This window comes from Hymenobacter translucens (genome assembly GCF_020685205.1).
In the GTDB taxonomy this organism is placed as follows: domain Bacteria; phylum Bacteroidota; class Bacteroidia; order Cytophagales; family Hymenobacteraceae; genus Hymenobacter; species Hymenobacter translucens.
In genome coordinates, this window is record NZ_JAJERB010000001.1 from 97,390 (window position 1) to 119,180 (window position 21,791).

The 21,791-nt window shown below is 63.9% G+C and carries 9 protein-coding genes and 1 pseudogene; 2 read left to right on the plus strand and 8 right to left on the minus strand.

Features of this window, described 5'->3' with window-relative positions:
* Positions 1-158: 158 nt before the first annotated feature.
* The 3 genes from LJY25_RS00400 to holA form a co-directional block, all read right to left on the minus strand.
* Complete coding sequence (locus tag LJY25_RS00400; protein ID WP_227606239.1) at positions 159-8,978, minus strand: IPT/TIG domain-containing protein; 8,820 nt, start codon at positions 8,976-8,978, stop codon at positions 159-161.
* A gap of 388 nt (positions 8,979-9,366) precedes the next feature.
* Positions 9,367-12,600 carry a hybrid sensor histidine kinase/response regulator transcription factor gene (locus LJY25_RS00405; RefSeq protein ID WP_227606240.1) on the minus strand — a complete coding sequence of 1,078 codons (3,234 nt, stop codon included), beginning with the start codon at positions 12,598-12,600 and terminating at the stop codon, positions 9,367-9,369.
* Between the two features lie 247 nt (positions 12,601-12,847).
* Positions 12,848-13,897 (minus strand): DNA polymerase III subunit delta, encoded by a 1,050-nt coding sequence (holA, locus tag LJY25_RS00410; RefSeq protein WP_227606241.1) that lies wholly within the window; start codon positions 13,895-13,897, stop codon positions 12,848-12,850.
* A 238-nt stretch (positions 13,898-14,135) separates the two neighbouring features.
* On the opposite strand from holA, the gene tyrS reads away from it, so the two are divergent.
* On the plus strand, positions 14,136-15,452 hold the full coding sequence (gene tyrS / locus LJY25_RS00415) for a tyrosine--tRNA ligase (RefSeq protein WP_227606242.1): 1,317 nt from the start codon (positions 14,136-14,138) through the stop codon (positions 15,450-15,452).
* 218 nt (positions 15,453-15,670) lie between these two features.
* On the opposite strand, the pseudogene LJY25_RS21330 reads toward tyrS, so the two are convergent.
* Positions 15,671-15,841, minus strand: a pseudogene (locus tag LJY25_RS21330) (histone H1); the annotation flags it as partial.
* A 252-nt stretch (positions 15,842-16,093) separates the two neighbouring features.
* Positions 16,094-17,332, minus strand: a complete 1,239-nt coding sequence (locus tag LJY25_RS00425; RefSeq protein WP_227606244.1) for an aminotransferase class I/II-fold pyridoxal phosphate-dependent enzyme — start codon at positions 17,330-17,332, stop codon at positions 16,094-16,096.
* A gap of 282 nt (positions 17,333-17,614) precedes the next feature.
* Here LJY25_RS00425 and accC point away from each other — a divergent pair, with 282 nt between their 5' ends.
* Positions 17,615-19,123, plus strand: coding sequence for an acetyl-CoA carboxylase biotin carboxylase subunit (gene accC / locus LJY25_RS00430; protein WP_227606245.1), 1,509 nt, complete (start codon positions 17,615-17,617; stop codon positions 19,121-19,123).
* Between the two features lie 85 nt (positions 19,124-19,208).
* Here accC and LJY25_RS00435 read toward each other — a convergent pair whose 3' ends face one another.
* From LJY25_RS00435 to LJY25_RS00445, 3 genes are all read right to left on the minus strand, one after another.
* Positions 19,209-19,652 carry a hypothetical protein gene (locus LJY25_RS00435; protein WP_227606246.1) on the minus strand — a complete coding sequence of 148 codons (444 nt, stop codon included), beginning with the start codon at positions 19,650-19,652 and terminating at the stop codon, positions 19,209-19,211.
* A gap of 78 nt (positions 19,653-19,730) precedes the next feature.
* Complete coding sequence (gene bshB1 / locus LJY25_RS00440; protein ID WP_227606247.1) at positions 19,731-20,447, minus strand: bacillithiol biosynthesis deacetylase BshB1; 717 nt, start codon at positions 20,445-20,447, stop codon at positions 19,731-19,733.
* Between the two features lie 149 nt (positions 20,448-20,596).
* On the minus strand, positions 20,597-21,709 hold the full coding sequence (locus LJY25_RS00445) for a peptidoglycan DD-metalloendopeptidase family protein (RefSeq protein WP_227606248.1): 1,113 nt from the start codon (positions 21,707-21,709) through the stop codon (positions 20,597-20,599).
* Between the last annotated feature and the right edge of the window lie 82 nt (positions 21,710-21,791).

Genomic DNA, 21,791 nt, shown 5'->3' on the forward strand with positions numbered 1-21,791 from the left:
GGACCGGCAGTAAAACCAGTCCTTTTTCATTTAAGCGTCAGGCTGCTCAGCAGAGCAGCCCTGGGTGCAGGCTGTAGCCGCACAGGGCCTGCTGGCACTTCCTCTGTCATTTAGAAGGACGCTTTAAACCATGGCGCGGCGGGTTGGCAGCCTTTTGCTTATTCTACCGCCAGCCGCAGGGCTTTGCTGCCCACGCGCACCACATACACGCCCGTGGGCAAACCGCGTGGCAGCACCAGCTCCACCACACCCGTAGCATCAGTCGTGGCCGTGAGCACCTGACGGCCCAGCGCGTCATATACTGTTACGGCCGTGCCCGGCTCAGTGCCGGTAAGGGTGGCCGCGCCGGTGGTCGGGTTGGGAAACAGCAGCAGCCCGGCCGTGGGCCTGGCACTTACGCGAACCGGCCGCACGGGTGAGTAGCTGAAGGTGCCATCCCTATCCACTTGCCGCAGGCGGTAGTAGAGCAGGCTGATTGCATCCGGGTAGCGGCCATCCAGGAAAGCATAGTCACTGGCCCGACTCGAGTTCCCCTGGGCTGCTACCGTGCCTAGGCGCTCAAAGGTGCGGCCGTCTGCGCTGCGCTCTACTTCAAACCGGTCCGAGTTGTTCTCCGAAGCGGTGCGCCAGGCCAGCTCCACGGCCGGGCCGCGCTGCTCAGCCGTGAAGCTGACCAGCTTCACGGGCAATGGGCCCTCGGTACCGGTCAGGTAGAACTCCGAGAAGTGGTCGGTCACGTCCAGGTTGGCGGCAAACCAGGAGGCGCAGGCCGGTGCGGTGGCTGGCGCGGGCAGCACCCGCCGCTCACCGGTGGGCGCGTTGTTAGCCAGGGCGCAGTCCTCGTTGGTGCCACTGTATTGGGTAGCGTTCAGCGTGGCCAGGGTTAAGGACGGGGCGGCGGCTTGCAGGCGGGCAAACTCAGCGGTGAGACCGTAGAAACGCACGGCCACCGTGCGGCCGTCGAAGCGCCCCCCGCTGGCCGTGAGGTGGAAGTTACGGTCGAGGTAGGCCCCCATGCCCGCTTCCCGGCGCACGGCAGTGGCCGGGTTGGCGCGCAGCACGTCGATAGCCAGGTCGCCGAGCGAAGGGCCGGTGTAGTTGTAAGCCGCCACCACCTGGCCGGTGCTGCTCAGCAGGTAGTGCCAGCCCCCGTCGTTGAGGCTGGCCGTGGGCGGCACGGCGGTGGCGCAGGCATCCGGTGCGCCACCGTCATATACGGCCAGCACAGCAAAGGCCGGGGCGGTGGCGCTGCTACCGCCAGACGTGGTCACGACTACGGCGCTGCTGCCCGCCGCCATGCTGGACGGCACTGTGGCCGTAAGGGAAGTAGGCGAGTTTACGATGACGCTACCGGCCGCCACACCGCCAAAGCTGACGCTGCTGCCAGGCATGAAGCCCGTCCCGGTGAGCGTGACCGGCATCCCCGGCAGTTCGGCTGGTACACTCAGGGCGGTAATGGTGGGCGGGCAGGCCGTGAGCGTGACGACGTTCGACGCGGCCGAGGTTTCGCCGTTCAGGCTGGCCACCACCGAGTAGGTGCCGGCCGTGCTCGTCACCAGCGGGTTGGTTGTGATATTACCGGGGCTAAAGGTGAACGTGGCCCCGCTCACCGGCGTGGGCACATCGGTCTGGCCGCCGGTGGCGCTGAGGCGGCTGAGCCGGTTGGCCGGGGTACCGTTGTAGGTCGTGAAGTCGCCGCCAACCACCAGGCTGCCATCGGCCAGCACGGCCAAGCCCCGCGTACTGTTGTCGAAGCCGCTGCCGGTGGCCAGGCTGGCGTCGGGGCTACCGGCGGCGGTGAGGCGAATCAGGCGGTTAGCGGGGGTGCCGTTGTAACTCGTAAAGTTGCCGACCACCACCAGCTTGCCATCGGGCTGCGGCATGATGGCGTACGCCTGCCCGGAGGTGGCCCCGTTGGAAAAGCCAGAGCCGGTGGCGAAGCTGGTTTCGGGGCTGCCGGTGGAGGACAAGCGGCTGATGCCCCTCTGAGTCAGGTTGACATACTGCGTAAAATTGCCACCCACCACCACCTTGCCATCGGCCTGTACCACCACGCTGAGTATACTGCCGTTGAAGCCAGAACTAGTGAAGCTGTTATCATAGGTGCCGTTGGCATGGAGCCGAAATATGGGGCTGGAGAAGCCTGAGTAGAGCAAGCCCATCAGCACCTTACCATCGGCCTGCACGGCCACGCTGTTCACTGTACTAGTAGTGGTGGAGGTGAACGTGGCGTCGCGGGAGCCATCCGGGTTGAGGCGCAGCAGCCGGGCGGTACTCACCCCGTTGTATTGCGAGAAGCCGCCACCCACCAGAATCCGGCCATCGGGCTGCACCACTACACTGTTTACATCGGAGTCGAAGCCCGCGCCGGTGGCAAAGCTGGCGTCGAGGGTGCCGTCGGCGTGGAGGCGGATCAGGCGGTTCTGGCCCGTGGTGCCGTTGTAGGCGGTAAAGTCACCACCCACCAGCACCTTGCCGTCGGCCTGCACGGCCACGGCGGTAACTGCCGCATTGAAGCCCGTGCCCAGGGTGAAGCCGGCATCGCGGGAACCGTCGGCGTGGAGGCGGATCAGGCGGTTCTGGCCTGTAGCGCCGTTGTAGGTGGTGAAGTCGCCGCCCACCAGCACCTTGCCGTCGGGTTGAACCACTACGCTATGCACCTGGCCATTCAGACCGGTGCCGGTGCCAAACCCCGGGCTGACAGCCGAGGCCGTGAGGGTGCGTGACACGCAGGCATCGAACGGACCAGCCGGGCTGAGCGCGGCCACCAGCCCCGCCGGGCGCGGCGTGTAGGTGAAGCTGCCCGCGGAGCTTATAGCCGCGCCGGAAAAGGAAGTGAGGGTAATCACCCCTGTAGCCGCATCCGTCGGCACCTGCACCGTGAGGCTGCCGGCCGACTGCACCGTAAACAACGCCAGACCACTTCCGCCGAAGCGCACGCCCCGAATCTGGTCGAGGCTGGTGCCGGTGATGGTCACCAGCGTGCCGGCCGGGCCGCTCGCCGGCGAGAGGCCGCTGATACTTAACGGCACCACGGTAAAGGTGCTGCCCGTGTACGCGATGCCGCCCTTTGTCACGCGTACGGGACCAGTGGTGGTGCCGGCCGCCACCGTAAAGGTGATTTGAGTGGGCGAGTTCACCACAAAACCGGTTTGCAACACGGTATTGATGCGCACGGCTGTAGCCCCGGTCAGGTTAGTGCCGGTAATAACGACCACCGTGCCCACCCCGCCGCCGGTGGGCGAGATGGAGGTAATGGTTACCGGGTCTACCGTGAAGACGCCGCCGCTGTATACGCTGCCGCCGGGCATCGTCACGCTCACGGCGCCGGTGGTGTTGTTTGCCGCCACGGTGAAGGTAATCTGGGTGTCCGAGTTCACCGTGTACGAAGCCACTGCCACGCCGTTGATGCGCACGCCGTTGGCTCCCAGAAGGTTGGTGCCGGTGAGGGTGACCACCGTGCCGGAGCCGCCGCTGGTGGGCGTAAAGCTGGTGATGGTTACCGGGTCCACCGTAAAGGTGCCGCCCACGGCCGTGCCGCCGAGCGTCGTCACCCGCACCGGCCCCGTGGTGCTGCCCGCTGCCACCGTGAAGGTGAGGCTGGTGGCCGTGGTCGTGCCGGTGATGGTGCCGGCCGTGCCATTGACCGATGCGACGCTGGCATATTCTAGGTTCGTACCCGTAACGCTCACCACCGTGCCCGTGGCGCCGCTGGTGGGCGTGAACGAGGTAATGGTCGGGGCCGGGCAGACCGTGAGCGTGACGGCGTTGGAGGCGGCCGAGGTTTCGCCGTTCAGGCTGGCCGTGGCCGTGTAGCTGCCCGCCGTGCTGGTCACCAGCGGGTTGGTGGCGCTGCCACCCGGCGAGAAGGTGAACCTAGCGCCGGCCACCGGTTTGGCGGAGGTGTCAAGCGCACCGGCCGGGGTCAGGCGAACCAGGCGATTGGTCGGCGTGTTGTTGTAGTTGGTGAAGTCGCCACCCGCCAGCACCTGCCCGTCGGCCTGCGCTGTCAACGTGTACAGCGTGCTGTTGAAGCCGGTGCCGGTAGCGAAAGCAGCATCCCGCGACCCGTCGGCGTTAAGGCGCAGCAGCCGGTTCAGGCTGGTAGTGCCGTTGTAGCCCGTGAAGTCGCCCGCCGCCAGCACTTTACCGTCGGGCTGGACTATCAGGTTCCATACCACGGCGTCGAAGCCCGACCCCGTGGCGAAGGTGGCATCGATGCTCCCGTCGGCGTTAAGACGCAGCAGCCGGTTCAGGCCGGTAGTGCCGTTGTAGCCCGTGAAGTCGCCGCCCACCAGCACCTTGCCGTCGGCCTGTACGGCCACGGTGTTCACCGTTCCCGCGAAACCGGTACCCGTGACAAACGTGGCATCCAGCGACCCGTTGGCATTGAGGCGCACCAGGCCGTTGCGAGGGGTTCCGTTGTAGCCGGTGAAATTGCCCCCTGCCAGCAGCTTACCGTCCGGCTGCAGCGCCAGCCGCGGGCCGAAGACGTTGATGCCGGTAAAGCCCGAACCGGTGACGAAGCTGGCGTCCCGGCTACCGTCGGCGTTGAGGCGAATAAAATTCCCGACCGTTGCGCCTTGGTAAGTGGTAAAGATGCCGGCCACCAGCACTTTACCATCCGGCTGTACCACCATGCTCTGCACGGCGTAATTAAAGCCGGTGCCCGTGCCGAAGGTGGCGTCGAGCGTTCCGTCGGCGTTGAGGCGCACCAGCCGGTTCAGCCCGGTGGTGCCGTTGTAGGCGGTAAAGAAGCCGCCCACCAGCACCTTGCCATCGGCCTGCACGGCCACGGAGTTCACGTTATTATCGAAGCCGGTGCCGGTCACGAAGGCGGCATCGCGCGAGCCATCGGGCAGCAGTCGTACGAGCCGGTTCTGCGCGGCGCTGTTGTAGGTCGTAAAAGTGCCGCCCGCCAGAATCCGACCGTCGGTCTGCACCACCAGTCCGTAAACAGCCCCGTTGCCCCCGGAGCCAGTGCCGAAAGCCGGACTGACGGCCGACCCCGTGAGGGTGCGCGGCTGACACGCGTCCTGCGGGCCGGCCGGGCTAAGGGTAGCCACCAGCCCCGCCGGGCGCACGTAGTATGTGAAGGTGCCGCCGGTCAGGGTGTTGCCCGCCATTGAGGTAAGCGTGAGCGCCCCCGTAGCGGCGTCAACCGGCACCCGCACCGTGAGGCTGCCGGCCAACTGCGCCGTGAACAAGCCCAGCCCGCCGGTGCCGAAGCGCACGCCCCGCACCCGGTCGAGGTTTGTGCCCGTGATGACGACGAGCGTACCCGCCGGCCCGCTGGCTGGCGCGATGTTGCTGATGGTTGGGTTCACGACCGTGAATGTGCCGCCGGTGGATGTACCGGCCAGGTTGGTCACCTGCACGACGCCCGTGGTGGTGCCTGCCGCCACGGTGAAGGTCAGGCTCGTAGCCGAGCGGGCTGTAATCGAGGCCGCCGTGTTATTGACCGTCACGGCCGTAATGTCGCCCAGCGTGGTGCCAGTGATGGTTACCACGGTGCCCGTTTCGCCGCTGGTGGGCGTGAAGGAGGTGATGGTCGGCGCCACGCATTCCGTCACCATCACGATGTTGGAGTTCGCGGTGAGGCCGTTGAACGTAGCCCTCGCCTGGTGCTCGACTGCAAAGCGGGGGTAGAACGGATTGGTGCCGTTGGCGTTCGACATACTGAACGATGCCCCGCTCACCGGCGTGGGCGTGATGTTCTGGGTGCCGTCGGGGGCGAGGCGCACCAGCCGGTTCTGCCCCGCGTAGCCGTTGTAGCTCGTGAAGCTGCCACCCGCCAAAATCAGGTTGTTGTTTTGCAAAGCCAGGCTGACCACCGTGCCGTTGGCCCCGCTGCCGGGCACAAAGCCGGCATCGGCCGAGCCGTCGGTATTGAGGCGAATAACGCGACCGGCGGCTACGCTTTTGTAGGTCGTGAAGCTGCCGCCGAGCACCGCCTTGCCGTCGGACTGCAACACGATGCTCTGCACCGTGGCATCGAAGCCGGTGCCGGGCACGAAGGTGGCATCGCGGCTGCCGTCGGCGTTGAGGCGAATAATGCGGCTGGCGGCCACGCCTTGGTACGTGGTGAAATTGCCGCCCACCAGCACCTTGCCGTCAGCCTGCACTCCGATGCTGTAGACGCCGCCGGCGTTGAAGCCCGTGGCGGTGTTGAAAGTGGCATCCACCGAGCCGTTGTGGTTGAGCCGGACGATGCCATTGGCCGTCGTACCGTTGAAAGTGGTGAACATGCCGCCCACCAGCACCTTGCCATCGTTCTGCACCGCAATGGTGTAGACGGAGCTATTGGCTCCCACGCCGATAACAAAGCCCGCATCCTGGGTGGCGTCGCTGTTGAGGCGCACGATGCCGTTGCTCAAGGGGCCGTTGTTGTAGCGGGTAAAATCGCCGCCCACCAGTATCTGGGCATTGGCCTGCAAGGCCAGGCAGCGCACCACCGCGTTGAAGCCCGTACCGGGATTGAAGGTATTATCCACCTCGCCGGAGCTGGCCCAGCCATCCCCGTAAAGCCGCACCAGGTTGGTTCTGGGGCTGCCGTTATAAGAGATAAACTGGCCGCCCACCAGTATTTTGTTATCGAGCGTCGGCACCACACTGTTCACGGTGTTGCCGGGGCCGGCGTTGATGCCGGAGCCGGTGGCGTTGAAGTTGGGGTCTATGGCGCCGTCGACCGTGAGCTGCATCAGGCCGTTGCGCGCCGTGCCGTTATAGGAAGTAAAGTCGCCGCCCACCAGGATTTTGCCAGCCATCAGGTTGCCGCTCATCAGGTAGGGCGCCACGCTTTTCACCGCGCCGTTGAAGCCGGTGCCGGTGCCGAAGGCCGGGGTGTGGGCCGTGGCCGTGAGGGCGCGCGGCGCGCACATATCCAGCGGCCCCACCGGCGTAAGGCTCGCCCCCAGGCCAAAGGGTCGGGGCAGGAAGGTGAAGCTGTTGGGGGTGACGACAGTGTAGCCCGTGGCTGTGGTGAGGGTGAGCGGCCCGGTGGCGGCGTCTATGGGCACCCGCACCGAGAGGTTGTACATGCCTTGTGCCGTGAATAGCCCCCGCCCACCCGTGCCGAAACGCACCGTCTGCACGTGGTTGAGGTAGTTGCCGGTAATCGTGACCAGCGTCCCCTCCGGCCCGCTGCTCGCTGGGAAGTCGATGTTGCTGAGCGTAGGGCAGGCCGCGATGGCAACCGTGTTGGAGGCCGGCGAGGTTTCGCCGTTGTAGCTGGCCACCGCCGAGTAATTGCCCGCCGTGGTGGTGGTGAGCGGGTTGGTGGTGGTGTTGCCCGGCGAGAACGTGAACGCGGCCCCGGGCATGGTCGTCGGCGAGTCGTTCAAGCTGAAGTCTGGGTTCACCCGCACCAGGCCTCGGTGGCCCGTCGGGTTGCCGGTGTTAAAGTTGGTGTACGCGTCGAAGCTGCCGCCAATCAGCAGCTTGCCATCGGGCTGCTCGGCCACGGTGGTTACCGTCGGGTTGCGGGTGCCGGTGTAGTCGACGGTGTAGCCGTTGAGGCCGACCTCCGCCCCGTACGAGTCCAGGCGCACGAGCCCCGACTCGCTGGTGCCCGCCCGCCGGCCCACCAGCACGTGGCCGCTGCGCTGCAGGGCCACCAGCAGCACTTCCGTCGCAATGCTTCCGGTGAAGTCCGTGTCGGCCGAGCCAGTGGATAGGAGACGTACCAGGTTCGGACGGGCCGAGCCGGTGTACGTGGCGAAAGAGCCGCCGGCCAGGATTTTGCCATCGGCCTGCACCACTAGGCTGTTCACCCGCGCCGCGTTGCTGACGTGGCCGTTGCTGTACACGTAGAAGGTGTTGCCTCCGGGGTTGAATGCAGTATCCTCCGTGCCATTGGTATTAAAGCGGACGAGGCGGTTGATGTAGATGGGGTTTTGCACGTCGCCCCGGTTCTCGATGACCCCTCCCCCAATCAGCACCTTACCGTCGTCCTGCAAGACCACAGCGTTGATGCCCTGAAGGCCCGTCATTTGGCCGGCGAACGTGCCATCGCGGCTGCCGTCGGCGTTGAGCCGCACCACGTTGCCCTGAGGCTGGCCGTTGAAGGTGTCGAACAGGCCACACACCAGCACCTTGCCGTCGGGCTGCACCACCACGCCGCGCACCTCATGCGGGCGGCTGAACGTGTAGCCGAAGCCCGAACCCAGCCCGAAGCTGGCATCCACCGTGCCGTCGGCGTTGAGCCGAATCAGGTTTGGGGCCGCCGCGCCGTTGTAGTAAGCAAACTGACCGCCCACCAGGATTTTGCCATCGGCCTGCAGCGCGATGCTGTTCACGGTGCCGTCGAAGCCCGAGCCGACGCTGAACCCCGTATCCAGGGTGCCGTCCACGTTGATGCGGGTCAGGTTATTCTGGGAGATGTAGTGCGTCGCGAACTGCCAGCTCTGGAAGGTGCCACCCAGCAGGATTTTGCCGTCGGGCTGCTGCACCACGCACTGCGCCGCGCCACTGAGGCCGCTTCGGGTCATGGCAAAAGCTGGCGTAGTGGCCGTGGCCGTGAGCGTGCGCGCCTGGCAGGCATCGAACGGCCCGGCCGGGCTGAGGGTAGTATACATTCCCCGGGGCCGCGCGAGGTACGAGAAGCTGGTGGCACTGCTTACCGCGCTGCCCGAGAGCGGGGTGAGCCGCAGCGCCCCGCTGGCCGCGTCCACCGGCACCTGTACCGTGAGGCTGCTGGCCGACTGCGCCGTAAACAGCGCCAGCGCCCCCCCGCCGAAGCGCACGCCCCGCACCTGGTCGAGGTTGCTGCCCGAGATAGTGACGAGCGTGCCCGCCGACCCGCTGCTCGGCGAAAAGCTGCTGATGGTGGGCGCCTGCGCGCGGCCCAGCAGCGGCAACAGGCTCAACAGTAGCAACACTACCCAGCGGGCGGTCAACGCAGGCAGCATGTACCGTAGGGTCAGTGACTGGTCGAAGCCGCGCCCGAACTGGCTCGTGGATAAGTAAGTGTGTTTCATGCGGAAAGCGGGAACAGGATTAGCGGAAATCAGTTGAGCAGTTCGTCAGCCTGCCGGGCTGTTGAAGATCCAACTGCCGGCTGGCCCGCGCGTCGGCTCGAGCGCATGCGCGCAGGGGCAACGGGTACTGAGAATCAGGAGGTAGCAAGGCTGCTACGAACCTGCATTTTCACTGTATAAAGGTGGCCATAAGGCCAGCTGAACCCGGCCGAATTCCTGCCATTTTGCACTGTTTCCCTGATTATTGGCCGTTTGGCAGGATTTTATCCTCTTTTGGCGGGCTTTTCACGGGCTTGCGAACGGCAGGCGTTCTTAGCATGCCGCCGGCCCGCTTCTCCCCTGGCGCGCACGAATCTCCTTCTGCCCCCTACACCCTGCCGCCCACACACTATACCTGCGGCGTGCGGTACTCGCTGGGCCGGCGGCCAAAACGCTCAGCATAGCAGGTGCTGAAATACTTGGCCGAGGCGAAGCCCACCGCTTCGGCCACCTGCGCCACGGTGCCGAAGTTGCCGGCTTCAAGCAGCTGCCGGGCCTGGTACAGGCGCAGCTCGCGCAGCCAGGCCGCTGGCGTAAGACCAGCCAGCTCGCCCAGCCGGCGGTACAGCGTCCGCTCGCTCAGGCCCAGTAGCCGGGCCAGCTCGGCCGGGCCAAACTCCTCATCGCCCAGGTTGGCCATTACCCGTTCCTGCCACCGGGTGAGCTGCTCACTTGCAGTGGGTGGGGCAGCCGGTGCTTCTTCGGCCTCCGCATCAGGAGCGGCTGCAACTTGCCCCACGGTCAGTGCTACACTGGCAGCTTCGCCCGGTGCTTCCTCAGCCTGAGCAGCAAATTGGCGGCGGACGTCCTGGCGGGCCAGCAGCAAGTGCACCCGGGCCAGCAGCTCGGCCGGAGAGAAAGGCTTGGTCAGGTAGTCGTCGACGCCCACGGTGAGGACGGCTTGGCGGTGTACCTCGTCGGCGCGGGCCGTGAGCATCAGCACGGGCACGGCGGCAAGGGCCGGGGCGGACTTAAGGCGGGCCAGCAGCTCGGTACCGCTCAGGCGCGGCATCATGGCGTCGGTGGTAATAAGGTCGACGGGGGCTTCGCGGCTGAGCAGCTCCAGTGCCTCCTGACCGTCAGCCGCGGTCAGCACTTCGTAGGCCGGGCTCAGCAGCTGGCACAGGTACGCGCGGAGGTCTGGTTCGTCTTCCACCACCAGCACGCGGGGAGGCGAGTTAGCCGGGGAGGGTTGCCGGTGCAGCGTTTCGCTTGCGGGTGACAACGCAGATGCTGGCATTATCCCCGCATTCTCGCTTTCAAACGATGTCCTTTCTAAAGTTTCCCTAACCGTTTCGGCCAGAAAGCGCAGGGTGAAGGCGGCGCCCTGCCCTGTCCCACTCACCAGCGTGAGGGTGCCGCCCAGCAGCTCAGCCAGCTCGCGGCTTAGCGCCAGGCCCAGGCCGGTGCCGCCCTGGGCCTGGTTTTGCGGGCTTTGGTAGAAGCGTTCGAACACCCGCTCCTGCTCGGCCGGCGCGATGCCGGGGCCGGTGTCGCGCACGGTCAGGGTATAGTAGCCATCAGCAGCAGGCAGCGCAGCCTCGACGCTGACGGTGCCGCCAGCCGGCGTGTGGTTCAGCGCGTTGCCGAGCAGGTTGGTCATAATTTGCTCCACCTTGTCGGCATCCACCAGCAGATACAGCGCCGCAGGCAGCATTTCGGGGCCGTGCAGCGCCAGGCCGCGCGCCGCCGCCAGGGGCTCAAACTGGCCGACTATCCGTCGCAAAAAAGGCGCTATGTCCGTAGGCATGGGCTGCACGGTCAGGCGGCCGGCCTGCAGCTTGGTCAAATCCAGGATGCGGTCAATCAGCTCGCTGAGGCGCTGGGCCTGCCGATGAGCCAGCGCGACCGGGGCGCGCACGCCGGCAGGCAGCGGTTGAACGGGGTTAGTCAGCAGGGTTTCGAGCGGGGCCAGCACCAGGGTCAGGGGGGTGCGCAGCTCGTGGCTGGCATTGGCGAAGAATTGATTTTTGGCCGCGTCCAGCTCGCCCAGGCGCTGAGCCTGGTCTTCCAGCTGCTGCTGCTGGGCGGCCAGGCGGGCATTGTCGCGCCGCTGCCGGCGGGTGGTCCGCCACAGCACCACGGCCAGCGCACCCAGGCCGGCCAGGCCTACCAGCAGCCCACCCAGGGCCGTACGCTGCTGCCGGGCTTGCACGGTGGCCTGGAGCTGCGTTCGGCGTAAACGAGCCAGACGACTTTGCTGCCGCTGGGCGGCCTGGTCGAACTCGTAGCGGGCCACGCGCGTGGGTATCTGCGCGGCCTCCAGCGTATCGGCCAGGGCCAGGGCAGCCAGGCCATACGTAGCCGCCCGGGCCGGCTGGCCCTGCTCCTGGCAGCTGGCAGCCAGCCCGCGCAGGTAGTCCAGGGTGAGGACTGCCTGGTGTTCCTGCCGGGCCTGCTGCAGCGCCGTCTGCCAGGCGTGCAGGGCCCGCGCTCCCTGGCCGGTGGCCGCGTAGTAGCGGGCCCAACTGGCCCTTAACTCGCAGTAGCCGGCATACGAGCGCAGCGGCAAATGCAAGGAGTCGACCAGGTGCTGGCCGGCTACGAGCAGGGGCCGGGCCGCATCCGGGCGGCCCAGCGCCAGCAGGATGGCGCTTTCCTGCACCAGGCCCAGCGCACGGTCGTAGGGCGTAACAGTACCCGTGGGCCGATGGGGACGCAGGGTGCGGGCATTGTAGCGCTGCGCGTCGGCAAAGCGCCCCAGCTTGAAGTAGGCGCGGGCAAGGGCATGGTTCATGGCCGCGTAATAGGTTTCCGGTGCGAAGCCAGGTAAAGTCAGCGCTTTCTGCAGGAAGGGCAGCGCCCGGGCGTGGTTGCCCCATTCGTTATACATGATGCCGATGGCGCCCAACTCGTTGTAGTAGCGAAAGGTCGAGCAGGTGCGGAATAGCTCCGCGGCCCGCATCCGCTGGCTGATGGCCTGGTTGTAGTCGCCCCGGGCGCCGTAGTAACTGCCGAGCATGCGGTAGCAGATGGCGCTATTCATCACGCTGCCACGCTGGCGCTCGAGCGCCAGCCGCCGCGTGAAGAACTCCCGGTTGGCTTCCGGCTGCTTCAACTCGGAATTGACCTCCTTGATCCACTCAAGCAGATAGGGCTGCGGTCCGCCCCCCAGGGCGTCGTAGGCGCGCAGGGCCGCGAGCAGGGTGTCGCGCATGGCCGACAGATCGGGAGCCGGGCGCAGCGCCAGCTCGTCGAAGGCCACCACCAGCCGCAGCGGAACCTGTTCAGGGTAGCGCAGACGCGTGGCCAGCCGCAGCGCTTCGCGGTGCTCGACCAGCAGATCGGGCAGCGCCTCCCGCGACAGGTCGGTCAGATGGAAAAGCTGGGTGAGGGTTTGCAGGCGCAGGCTATCGCCGGTCTGCCGGGTCAGGACCTGTCGCAGCGAGTCGTTGTTGGCATCCCAGTAGCGGTGGTCGTAGCGCACCGCCCGTTGCCGGCGCTGGTACCCGGCCCGCTGTTCTGGTTCTGGGCCCGCCGAAGCGGCGGGAAGCTGCCCCGGCAGCAGAAACAGGAAAAGCAGCCAGGCTCGCCGCGTTAGCCGGAACTCATGCCTTCGACGCAGATCTAAAAGACAAGGCATAGCAGCTTCAGAACGAGCGCAGTGCCCGGGAATAAACAATAGCCAAAAGTAGGCAATGCACTCCTCTTTCAGGTTCCAGCCATGTAAATATTCAACGGAAATCTACTCTGAAAGCAAGGCCGCCCGGGCAAAAAACAGTTGGGTCACCGGGCGACACTTACTGGCAACGTAAGCTTAGCACCTAGGTCGCACCACCAAGGAAAAGCCGAAGAATCACTGAAACTGCTCTACGCCTAACCTGATGCGCTTAGGCCACTGCGCTGAGCGGCACGGGGTGCAGGATCAGAAACACCAGCTCCCGCAGAATCTCGCCGTCGGTCATCGAGCCACTTTCGATGCCCTTGCTTTGCAGATCGGCCCGGCGGATCAGGTGGATAATGTCGCGGGTGCGCTGCAGACTGTAGCCGCGCAGCGCCTGCTGGTACTCCTTCTGGGCAAACGAGTTCATGATGCCCAGCTTCTTAAAGTCGGCGTCGGACGGGTTGTTGGCCTGGTGCAAAACCAGCAGCTTGGTAAAGAAGCCGAACAGCAGCGTCAAATTCGGAATCAGCGGATTGGCTTTCGGATTAGCCTCGAAGTACATCAGGATGCGGTTGGCCTTGAGCACGTCGCGCTGCACCAGGGCTTTCTGCAATTCGAAGATGTTGTAGTCCTTGCTGATGCCCACCAGCCGCTGCACCAGGTCTTCGTCGATGGGCTGCCCGGGCTTGAGATTGAGCAGCAGCTTGTCGACTTCGTTGGTCAGCCGGCCCAGGTCGGCGCCGATGTACTCGGCCAGCATGGCGGTGGCCTGCCCGGTAATCTGCTGCTGCCGCGACCGGACGTAGGCCGTAAGCCAGGCCGCCACCTGGTTGTCGTAAATCTTCTTGCTGGTGACCAGGGAGGCCTTCTCCCCCATCAGCTTACCCAGCTTTTTGCGGGCATCCAGGGTTTTGTGCTTGTAGCAGAACACCAGTACGGTGCTGGGCAGCGGGTTCTTCAGGTAGGCTTCCAGAAACGGAAAGCTTTTCTCCGCTTCCAGATCAGCCACGGCCTGGGCTTCCTTGACGATAACCACCGACCGCTCGGCCATCATCGGAAACCGCCTCGCCTGGCCCAGAATGGAAGCCACGTCCACGTCTTTGCCGTAGAGCACCACCTGGTTGAAGCTCCGCTCGTGCTCGGGCATTACGTGCTGCTCGAGGTGGTCGGCAATCAGGTCGATGTAGTACGGCTCATCCCCCTGCAGAAAGTACACGGGGGCAAACTGCCGCTGGCGCAGCTGGTGCAGAAGCTCGTCGGGCGAGAAGGAAGGCAAGTTGAATTAGTAAGTAAGAATTAGTAAGTAAGAATTGCTCCTTATGCAGTTCCTGATACGGAATGCGCCGAAGACAATTCTTCTGGTCAAAGGTACGGGCTGGCGCTTACCTTTGCAGCTTAGTTGGCAAGGATTGGAGGCCACTTGACCGACCAGTCAGGTTGCGCTACTCGCAGTAAATGAGTTGCGCAGTTCCAATTCTTACTTACTAATTCTTACTTACTAATTAAAAGAAGGAGTGGATTTAATCGAAGAACTGCGCTGGCGCGGCATGTTTCACGACATGATGCCGGGCACCGACGAGCACCTGCGCCGCCATGCGCCCATTACCGGCTACATTGGGTTTGACCCCACGGCCGAAAGCCTGCACATCGGCAACCTGGCCACGATTATGCTGCTGGTGCACCTGCAGCGGGCCGGGCACCGTCCGGTAGCTCTCGTGGGTGGCGCCACGGGCATGATCGGCGACCCGTCGGGCAAGTCGGCCGAGCGCAACCTGCTCGACGAGGAAACCCTGCGTCGCAACCAGGCCGGCATCCGGGCCCAGCTCGAGAAGTTTCTGGACTTTTCCGAGGGCCCCACCGGCGCGCTGGTCGTGAATAACTATGACTGGTTTAAGGAGTTCGGGTTTCTGCAGTTTCTGCGTGAGGTGGGCAAGCACCTGACGGTAAACTACATGATGGCCAAGGACTCGGTAAAGCGCCGGATCAGCCCCGACGAAAACGACACGGCCGCCCGGGCCGATGGCCTGAGCTACACTGAGTTCAGCTACCAGCTGCTGCAGGGCTACGACTTTGTGCACCTGCACAAGACCCTGGGCTGCACCCTGCAGATGGGCGCCTCCGACCAGTGGGGCAACATCACCACCGGCACCGAGCTGATCCGCCGCCTCGGCAATGCTGAAGGAACCGAAGCCAAGGCCTTTGCCCTCACCGGCCAGCTCATCACCAAGGCCGATGGCACCAAGTACGGCAAAAGCGAAACCGGCACCGTCTGGCTCGACGCCCGCATGACCTCGCCCTACCAGTTCTACCAGTTCTTCCTGCGGGCCGAGGACGCCGATGCACCCCGTCTGATCCGCGTGTTCACCTTGCTGACCGAGGACGAAATCAAGGCGCTGGAGGCCGAGCACGCCGCCGCCCCTCACCTGCGCACCCTGCAGAAAGCCCTGGCCAAAGACGTCACCATCCGGGTGCACTCCGAGGCAGCCTACGAAGCGGCGGTGGCCGCATCCCAGGTTTTGTTTGGCGGCGGGGAGCTCGGCTCGCTCGACGAGGCCACCCTGCTCGACGTGTTTGCCGGGGAGCCGCAGGTTGAGGTCTCGCACGCGCTGCTTTCGGAGCTGAACGTTATCAGCCTGCTGAGCGAAGCCACCAGCGGCGTCATCTTCGCCTCCAAGGGCGAGGCCCGGAAGATGATTCAGAACGGGGGCGTGAGCCTGAACCGCCAGAAGGCCACGCTGGAGCAGATGGCCCTGGATACGCCTCTGCTACTTGATAAGTACATCGTGGCCCAGAAGGGCAAGAAGAGCTACTTCCTGATCAAGCTGGTATAGCCCGCTGCACAGCCGCCAACGAAAAAGGGAGCCCCGGACGGGACTCCCTTTTTTAGTAACTCAAAAGCGGCCTTGGGAGCCGCTTTGACTTACTTCTTCTTAGCAGCGGGGGCAGCCTTCTTGGCACCACCAGCGGCAGCACCAGCTTTCTTGGCGCCACCAGCGGCACCAGCGGCCTTCTTAGCACCACCGGCAGCGGCACCAGCGGCTTCGCCACCCGTGTTCTTCATGTTCTGCACTTCCGAACGGATTTGCTGAGCCATGTTCTTCAGTTCCTGCATACCCTTGCGCACGCGGGTACCGGCAGCCGAGTTGCTCTTGTCGTAGAACTTCTCGAAGTCACCTTCCAGCGACTTAACCAGATCATGCAGTTTGCCAAAATTGTTCATTTGAGGGGGGGTTGTTTGGTGTGGAACATTGTGTTTGACCGGGCCTAATATACAGGGATTTCAAATACAAGCAATAGTTCAATTTTTTTTTAAAAGCCCCTCAGCCTGCTCCAAAAGCAATTTTTTGCTTACCCTCCTCCCCTTCACCAGGTAAGATAACCGCCTGACTTCTGGGAATTGTTCAAAAAACAACCCCGGCCGCGAGGTTCGCAGCCGGGGTTTTCAGGATCTGGACCTTGGGCAGGTAGCCGGCTAGGCCGGAACCTGGGCTTTGGAATAAAGTCCCTTATCAAGCTTGGCGGCCACGGCCTCGAAGGCCACAATCGTTTCGCGCACGTCTTCCAGCGTGTGCACGGCCGTAGGAATCAGGCGCAGCATAATCACGCCCTTGGGCACCACCGGATACACTACGATGGAACAGAAAATACCGTGATTCTCACGTAGATCGAAGGTTATCTGGGTTGCGTCGGGAATTTCGCCGTTGAGGAACACCGGCGTTACCGGCGACTTGGTCGTGCCCAGGTTGAAGCCCTTTTCGCGCAATCCGCTCTGCAGGGCCCGCACGATGGTCCAGAGGTTGTCTTTCAGCTCCGGCTGGGTGCGCAGCAGCTCCAGGCGCTTCAAAGCGCCCACTACGAGCGGCATGGGCAGGGATTTGGCGAAAATCTGGCTCCGCATGTTGTAGCGCAAATATTCAATTACGCTTTCGGGTCCGGCCACGAAGGCACCGATGCTGGCCATGCTCTTGGCAAACGTCGAAAAATAGAGGTCAATGCCGTCCTGAATGCCTTGTTCTTCGCCCGTTCCGGCCCCCGTGGCGCCCATTGTGCCGAATCCGTGGGCATCATCGACGAACAGACGGAACTGGAATTTCTCTTTCAGCGCGAGCACGCCCTTCAGGTCGCCCTGGTTGCCGGACATGCCGAATACGCCCTCAGTGATGACCAGAATGCCACCGCCGGATTCATTGGTCAGGCGGGTAGCGCGCTCCAGCTGCTTTTCCAAGCTGCCCATATCGTTGTGGGTGTACACAAACCGCTTGCCGGCGTGCAGGCGCACCCCGTCGATGATGCAGGCGTGCGACTCGGCGTCGTACACAATCACGTCGTGGCGGTTTACCAGCGCGTCGATAATCGAAACCACGCCCTGGTAGCCGAAGTTGAGCAGCAGGCAGTCGGGCTTCTGCACAAACTCCGCCAGCTCATTTTCCAGCTGCTCGTGCAGGTTCGAGTTGCCGCTCATGATGCGTGCACCCATCGGCAGACCCATGCCGTACTCCGCTGCTCCGTCGACGTCGGCCTGCCGCACGGCGGGGTGGTTGGCCAGGCCCAGGTAGTTGTTGAGGCTCCAGGTCAGCACCTCTTTACCGCGAAAAATCATCCGGGGCTTGATTTCGCCTTCCAGCTTGGGGAAGGTAAAGTAGCCGTGCGCATAGTGCGAGTGGCTGCCCAGCGGGCCGCGGTTAGAGGCAATCTTCTCGAAAAGATCCACAGAGGAACAGGTTAAATGTGAATGAAATTAGTGAAGCGTGGGTGCGCCAGCTGCCGTAAATAGACACTATTCGGGCAATTCGCAAAGGTAGCGGGCAGAGCCGAGGCATCCAACTATCCGGCCCGGCCTCGGAAAATCGGTCAGCGCGTTTTACGGACCCGCCGCAAACGCGTTTCTTTGAGCTTCCAAATGGTTTCTGCTCATTCCTCCGGGGCCCGGCCAGATCAAAGAGGCCGCGCTTTGAAAGAATCCTTCCTGCCCGACTTCCCACCCATATCACTAATGAAACAGATCAAGAAGCTCCTGGTTGCCAACCGTGGTGAAATTGCCCTGCGCGTGCTGCGCTCGGCCAAGGAAATGGGCATTCAGACCGTAGCCATCTACAGCACCGCCGACCGCAACGCCCTGCACGTGCGCTATGCCGATGAGGCCGTGTGCGTGGGCGGGCCCCAGTCGTCGGAAAGCTACCTGCGCGGCGACGCCATCCTGGAAGCCTGCCGCCGCCTGGGCGTAGACGCCATTCACCCGGGCTACGGCTTCCTGTCGGAAAACGCGGAATTCGCCCGATTGGTCACGGAAGCGGGCCTGATCTTCGTCGGCCCCTCCCCCGAGGCCATGAACATCATGGGCGACAAGCTCTCGGCCAAGCAGGCCGTGAAGGCCTACAACATTCCCTTGGTGCCGGGCACCGACGAGGCGATTTCCGATGTGGAGGAAGCCAAGCGTATTGCCGCCGAAGTTGGTTTTCCGATCCTGATCAAAGCGTCCGCCGGCGGGGGCGGCAAGGGCATGCGCATCGTGAACTCGGCCGCCGAGTTTGAGGAGCAGATGCAGCTGGCCATCAACGAGGCTACCTCGGCCTTTGGCGACGGCTCGGTATTCATTGAGAAGTTCGTAACCGGCCCGCGCCACATCGAGATTCAGGTGCTGGGCGACGAGCACGGCAACATCGTGCACCTGTTTGAGCGGGAATGCTCGATTCAGCGCCGCCACCAGAAGGTAATCGAGGAAGCGCCTTCGTCCGTACTCACGCCCGAGCTGCGCGCCCGGATGGGGCAGTGCGCCGTGGACGTGGCCCGGGCCTGCGACTACACCGGGGCCGGCACCGTGGAGTTTCTGCTCGACGAGCAGCGCAACTTCTACTTCCTGGAGATGAACACCCGCCTGCAGGTGGAGCATCCCGTCACGGAGCAGATTACCGGCCTGGATCTGGTAAAGGAGCAGATCCGGGTGGCGCAGGGCCTGCCCCTGCCCTTTTCGCAGCAGGACCTGACCATCACCGGCCACGCCCTGGAGCTGCGCGTCTACGCCGAAGACCCGCAGAACAACTTCCTTCCCGACATCGGCACGCTCACGACCTACGTGCGCCCCCAGGGCCCCGGTGTGCGCGTCGACGACGGCTTCGAGCAGGGAATGGACATTCCAATCTACTACGACCCGATGATTGCCAAGCTCGTCACCTTTGGGAAAGACCGGCAGGAGGCCATTGAGCGGATGCTGCGCGCCATCGACGAGTACCAGATTACCGGCATCCAGACCACCCTGGGCTTTGGGCGCTACGTGCTCCAGCACCCGGCCTTTGTCAGCGGCGACTTCGACACGAACTTTATCCGGGACCATTTCTCGCCCACGGCCATTGCCGACGCCGCTCCCCAGGGCCCGACCACCGAAAAGCTGGCCGCCGTGCTTACCGCCATGCTGCTGACTGAGAAGAAGCCCGCCCCGGCTACCGCAGCTGATTCGGCTGCGTCGGTTTCCAACTGGAAGCGCAACCGGACCGGCATTCGCTAGCAGTGCGGCCACTCCGAAAAGCAAAAGCCCGGCTCATCGTGAGCCGGGCTTTTTTGTCGCCATTGCGGCCGGTCTGAGCTGCTTCTTACGACAGCAGCCGGGCCTGGTGCGCGGCATTAATCAGCGCGGGCGCGTTTTTCAGCGTTGCCAGCACCACTTCCTTGGCCGCCTGCCGCAGCTCGTCCCGGCTGATGTCGCGGGCTTCTTCCTGCACTAGTTCTGATAGCGCCTGAAACGCAAACGTGAGGGCCTGGCGCTTGGGCCGCTCGGCCCGGATTTCCTTATACACTTCGTCGAAGTGGGCCCGGATCTTCAGGCGGCGAAGATGAAACACCGAGTCGCTGGCCACGTGGGGCTGGATCGTGTCGAGCAGCCTGAGCAGGGGCCGCATCTGCACGGCCTTGGATACGACTGCCCCACCCAGGCGCTGCCGCCTTGATACCTTGTCATCCAAATGCACTGTCTCAGCCAGCGTAGGCTCCAGCGTAGAGTTCATGGATTCCGGGTCGTGGGAATCAGCAAGTGCCATCGGTGAAATAGTAAGAAGTAATAGAATTGGTTTATTGGTCGGCTGACGCTCAAGATAAGCAGGAGCCGGCAATGGTTGCTACTTCAACGCGGCAAGATCCAGAACCCCAATCGGCCGCTCCACGGTAAAGCCTTCCCCGAACTCCACCCCGATGGCGTGCCCGAACTCCCGGGCCCGTCCTTCCACGAAGTGCCAGAACTCGGGCGAGGAAATATGGGTGTGGGGCTGCCCGTCGGCCACGTTGAACTGGGAGCCGTACGCAGCCACTGAGGCGCGCTTGGTTTCCCAGTGGGCCGAGATGTCCACCACGAAGTCGGGCTTGATGTAGCGGTCCTGGATGAAATGGTACACCTGCTTCGGCCGCCACGCTGCCTGGGGCTGCCCGTCGGCGCCTACGGTCTCAATCATCTTCAGCCCGGCCAGAAAGCACGACTCCGAGGCCAGCTGGGAGCCGCGGCCGTGGTCGGGGTGCCGGTCGTAGATGGCGTTACAGAGCACTACCTCGGGCTGGTAGCGGCGCACGGCGGCAATGACGGGCAGCTGATGCTCCCGGTCGTTGCGGAAAAAGCCGTCGGGCAAACCCAGGTTTTCGCGCGCGCTCAGCCCCAGGATTTCCGCCGCTGCCGCGGCCTCCGCCGCCCGGGTCTGGGGCGTACCGCGGGTACCCAGCTCGCCCCGGGTCAGATCCACCACGCCTACTTTTTTGCCCTGGGCAATGGCCAGAGCCAGGGTACCCCCGCAACAAAGCTCGGCGTCGTCGGGGTGCGAAGCCAGCACCAGAATGTCAAGTTTCATATTGTTCGGGGTCTTGGGGTCTTGGGTGCTTTGGGTCTTGGATAAGTAGATGGGCCAGGGAGGTCTAGTAAGAAAATAGAACCTACATGACCGACTGGATATAGACTTTTCAAAAATCTAAGACCCCAGAACCCCACCATCCAAGCTCCCTACTTAATCCGTAGCGTCCGGCCGGGGCGCAGCACCCGGGAATTACCGTTCAGACGCCGCAGCTGGGCCTGGGACACGCCGTACTTATCAGCTATTTCCGAAAGCGTGTCGCCGTTGCGGATGCGGTGCGTGACCACCCGCCGGGCGGCCGACGGGCCCGAACCCGACCGTTTGGCCCGGGCTTTGGCGGCCAGGGCCTTGCTGTAGTAGGCAAACAGAGCCGAGGTAATCTGGAAGTTGTCTTGGCGCAGCTTGTAGTCGGGAAAGTCGTACACCCGCTCCGGGTCGATGGGGTTGCCCTCGTAGCGCACCTCGTAGTGCAGGTGGGAGCCGGTGCTGCGGCCGGTGCTGCCGCCCAGGCCGATTACCTGCCCGGCTTTCACAAACGTACCCGGCGCCACCAATTGCCGGCTGAGGTGCCCGTAGAGTGTCTCCAGGCCGTTGTAGTGGCGCACCAGCAGGTAGTAGCCGTAGCCGCTGCCGTCGTATTTGGCAATGCGCACCACGCCGTCGAACGCGGCCCGCACCGTGTCGCCGGTATTCAGGTCCAGGTCCACGCCATAATGCCAGCGGTAGCCGCGGAAGCCGAAGTCCGACGTCAGGGGTGTGGTTTTCAGGGGCATCTTGGCAAAGCGCTGCTTTTGCGGCTCAATCAGGGCCACGTTGAGCGTGTCGCGCAGGCGGCGCCCGTCCACCCGGTACGGGTTGATGTTATGGGTGTCCCAGATAGCGTAATAGCCGGCCACCTTCACCCAGGAGGAATCAATGAGTACCTCTTCCGACATCTCCACAATCTGGGGCTCTCCCTCGTCGAGCGTGGCGGTATCCTCGCTCACGATGGAAAGCTTCTTGGCCGGGTTGAAGAAGATGGATTTCGCCGCATCCGACGCGTCGTCGGGCAGGTCCTCGGTTTCAATCAGCACCGTGGTATCGGGCCGCACATAGCGGATGGTGGGCGACTTCACCCGGAAGAAATCCTTGTTGCGACCCGCCGAGCCGGCCTTGGCCCGGGGCTGGGGGGCCTTCCGCCGCTGCGCCAGCCCCGGCGTCGAGGCCAGCAGCAACAGCAGCAAAACCAGGGTCAGCCACCCATATTTGATTAAACTCAGCAAAAGGCGAAGGGGGTGAAGTGAAGGAATGATGCGTAGTAAATGAGCGAATGAGGGCTTTTATTGTCCCAGCAGGCCAGGTTAA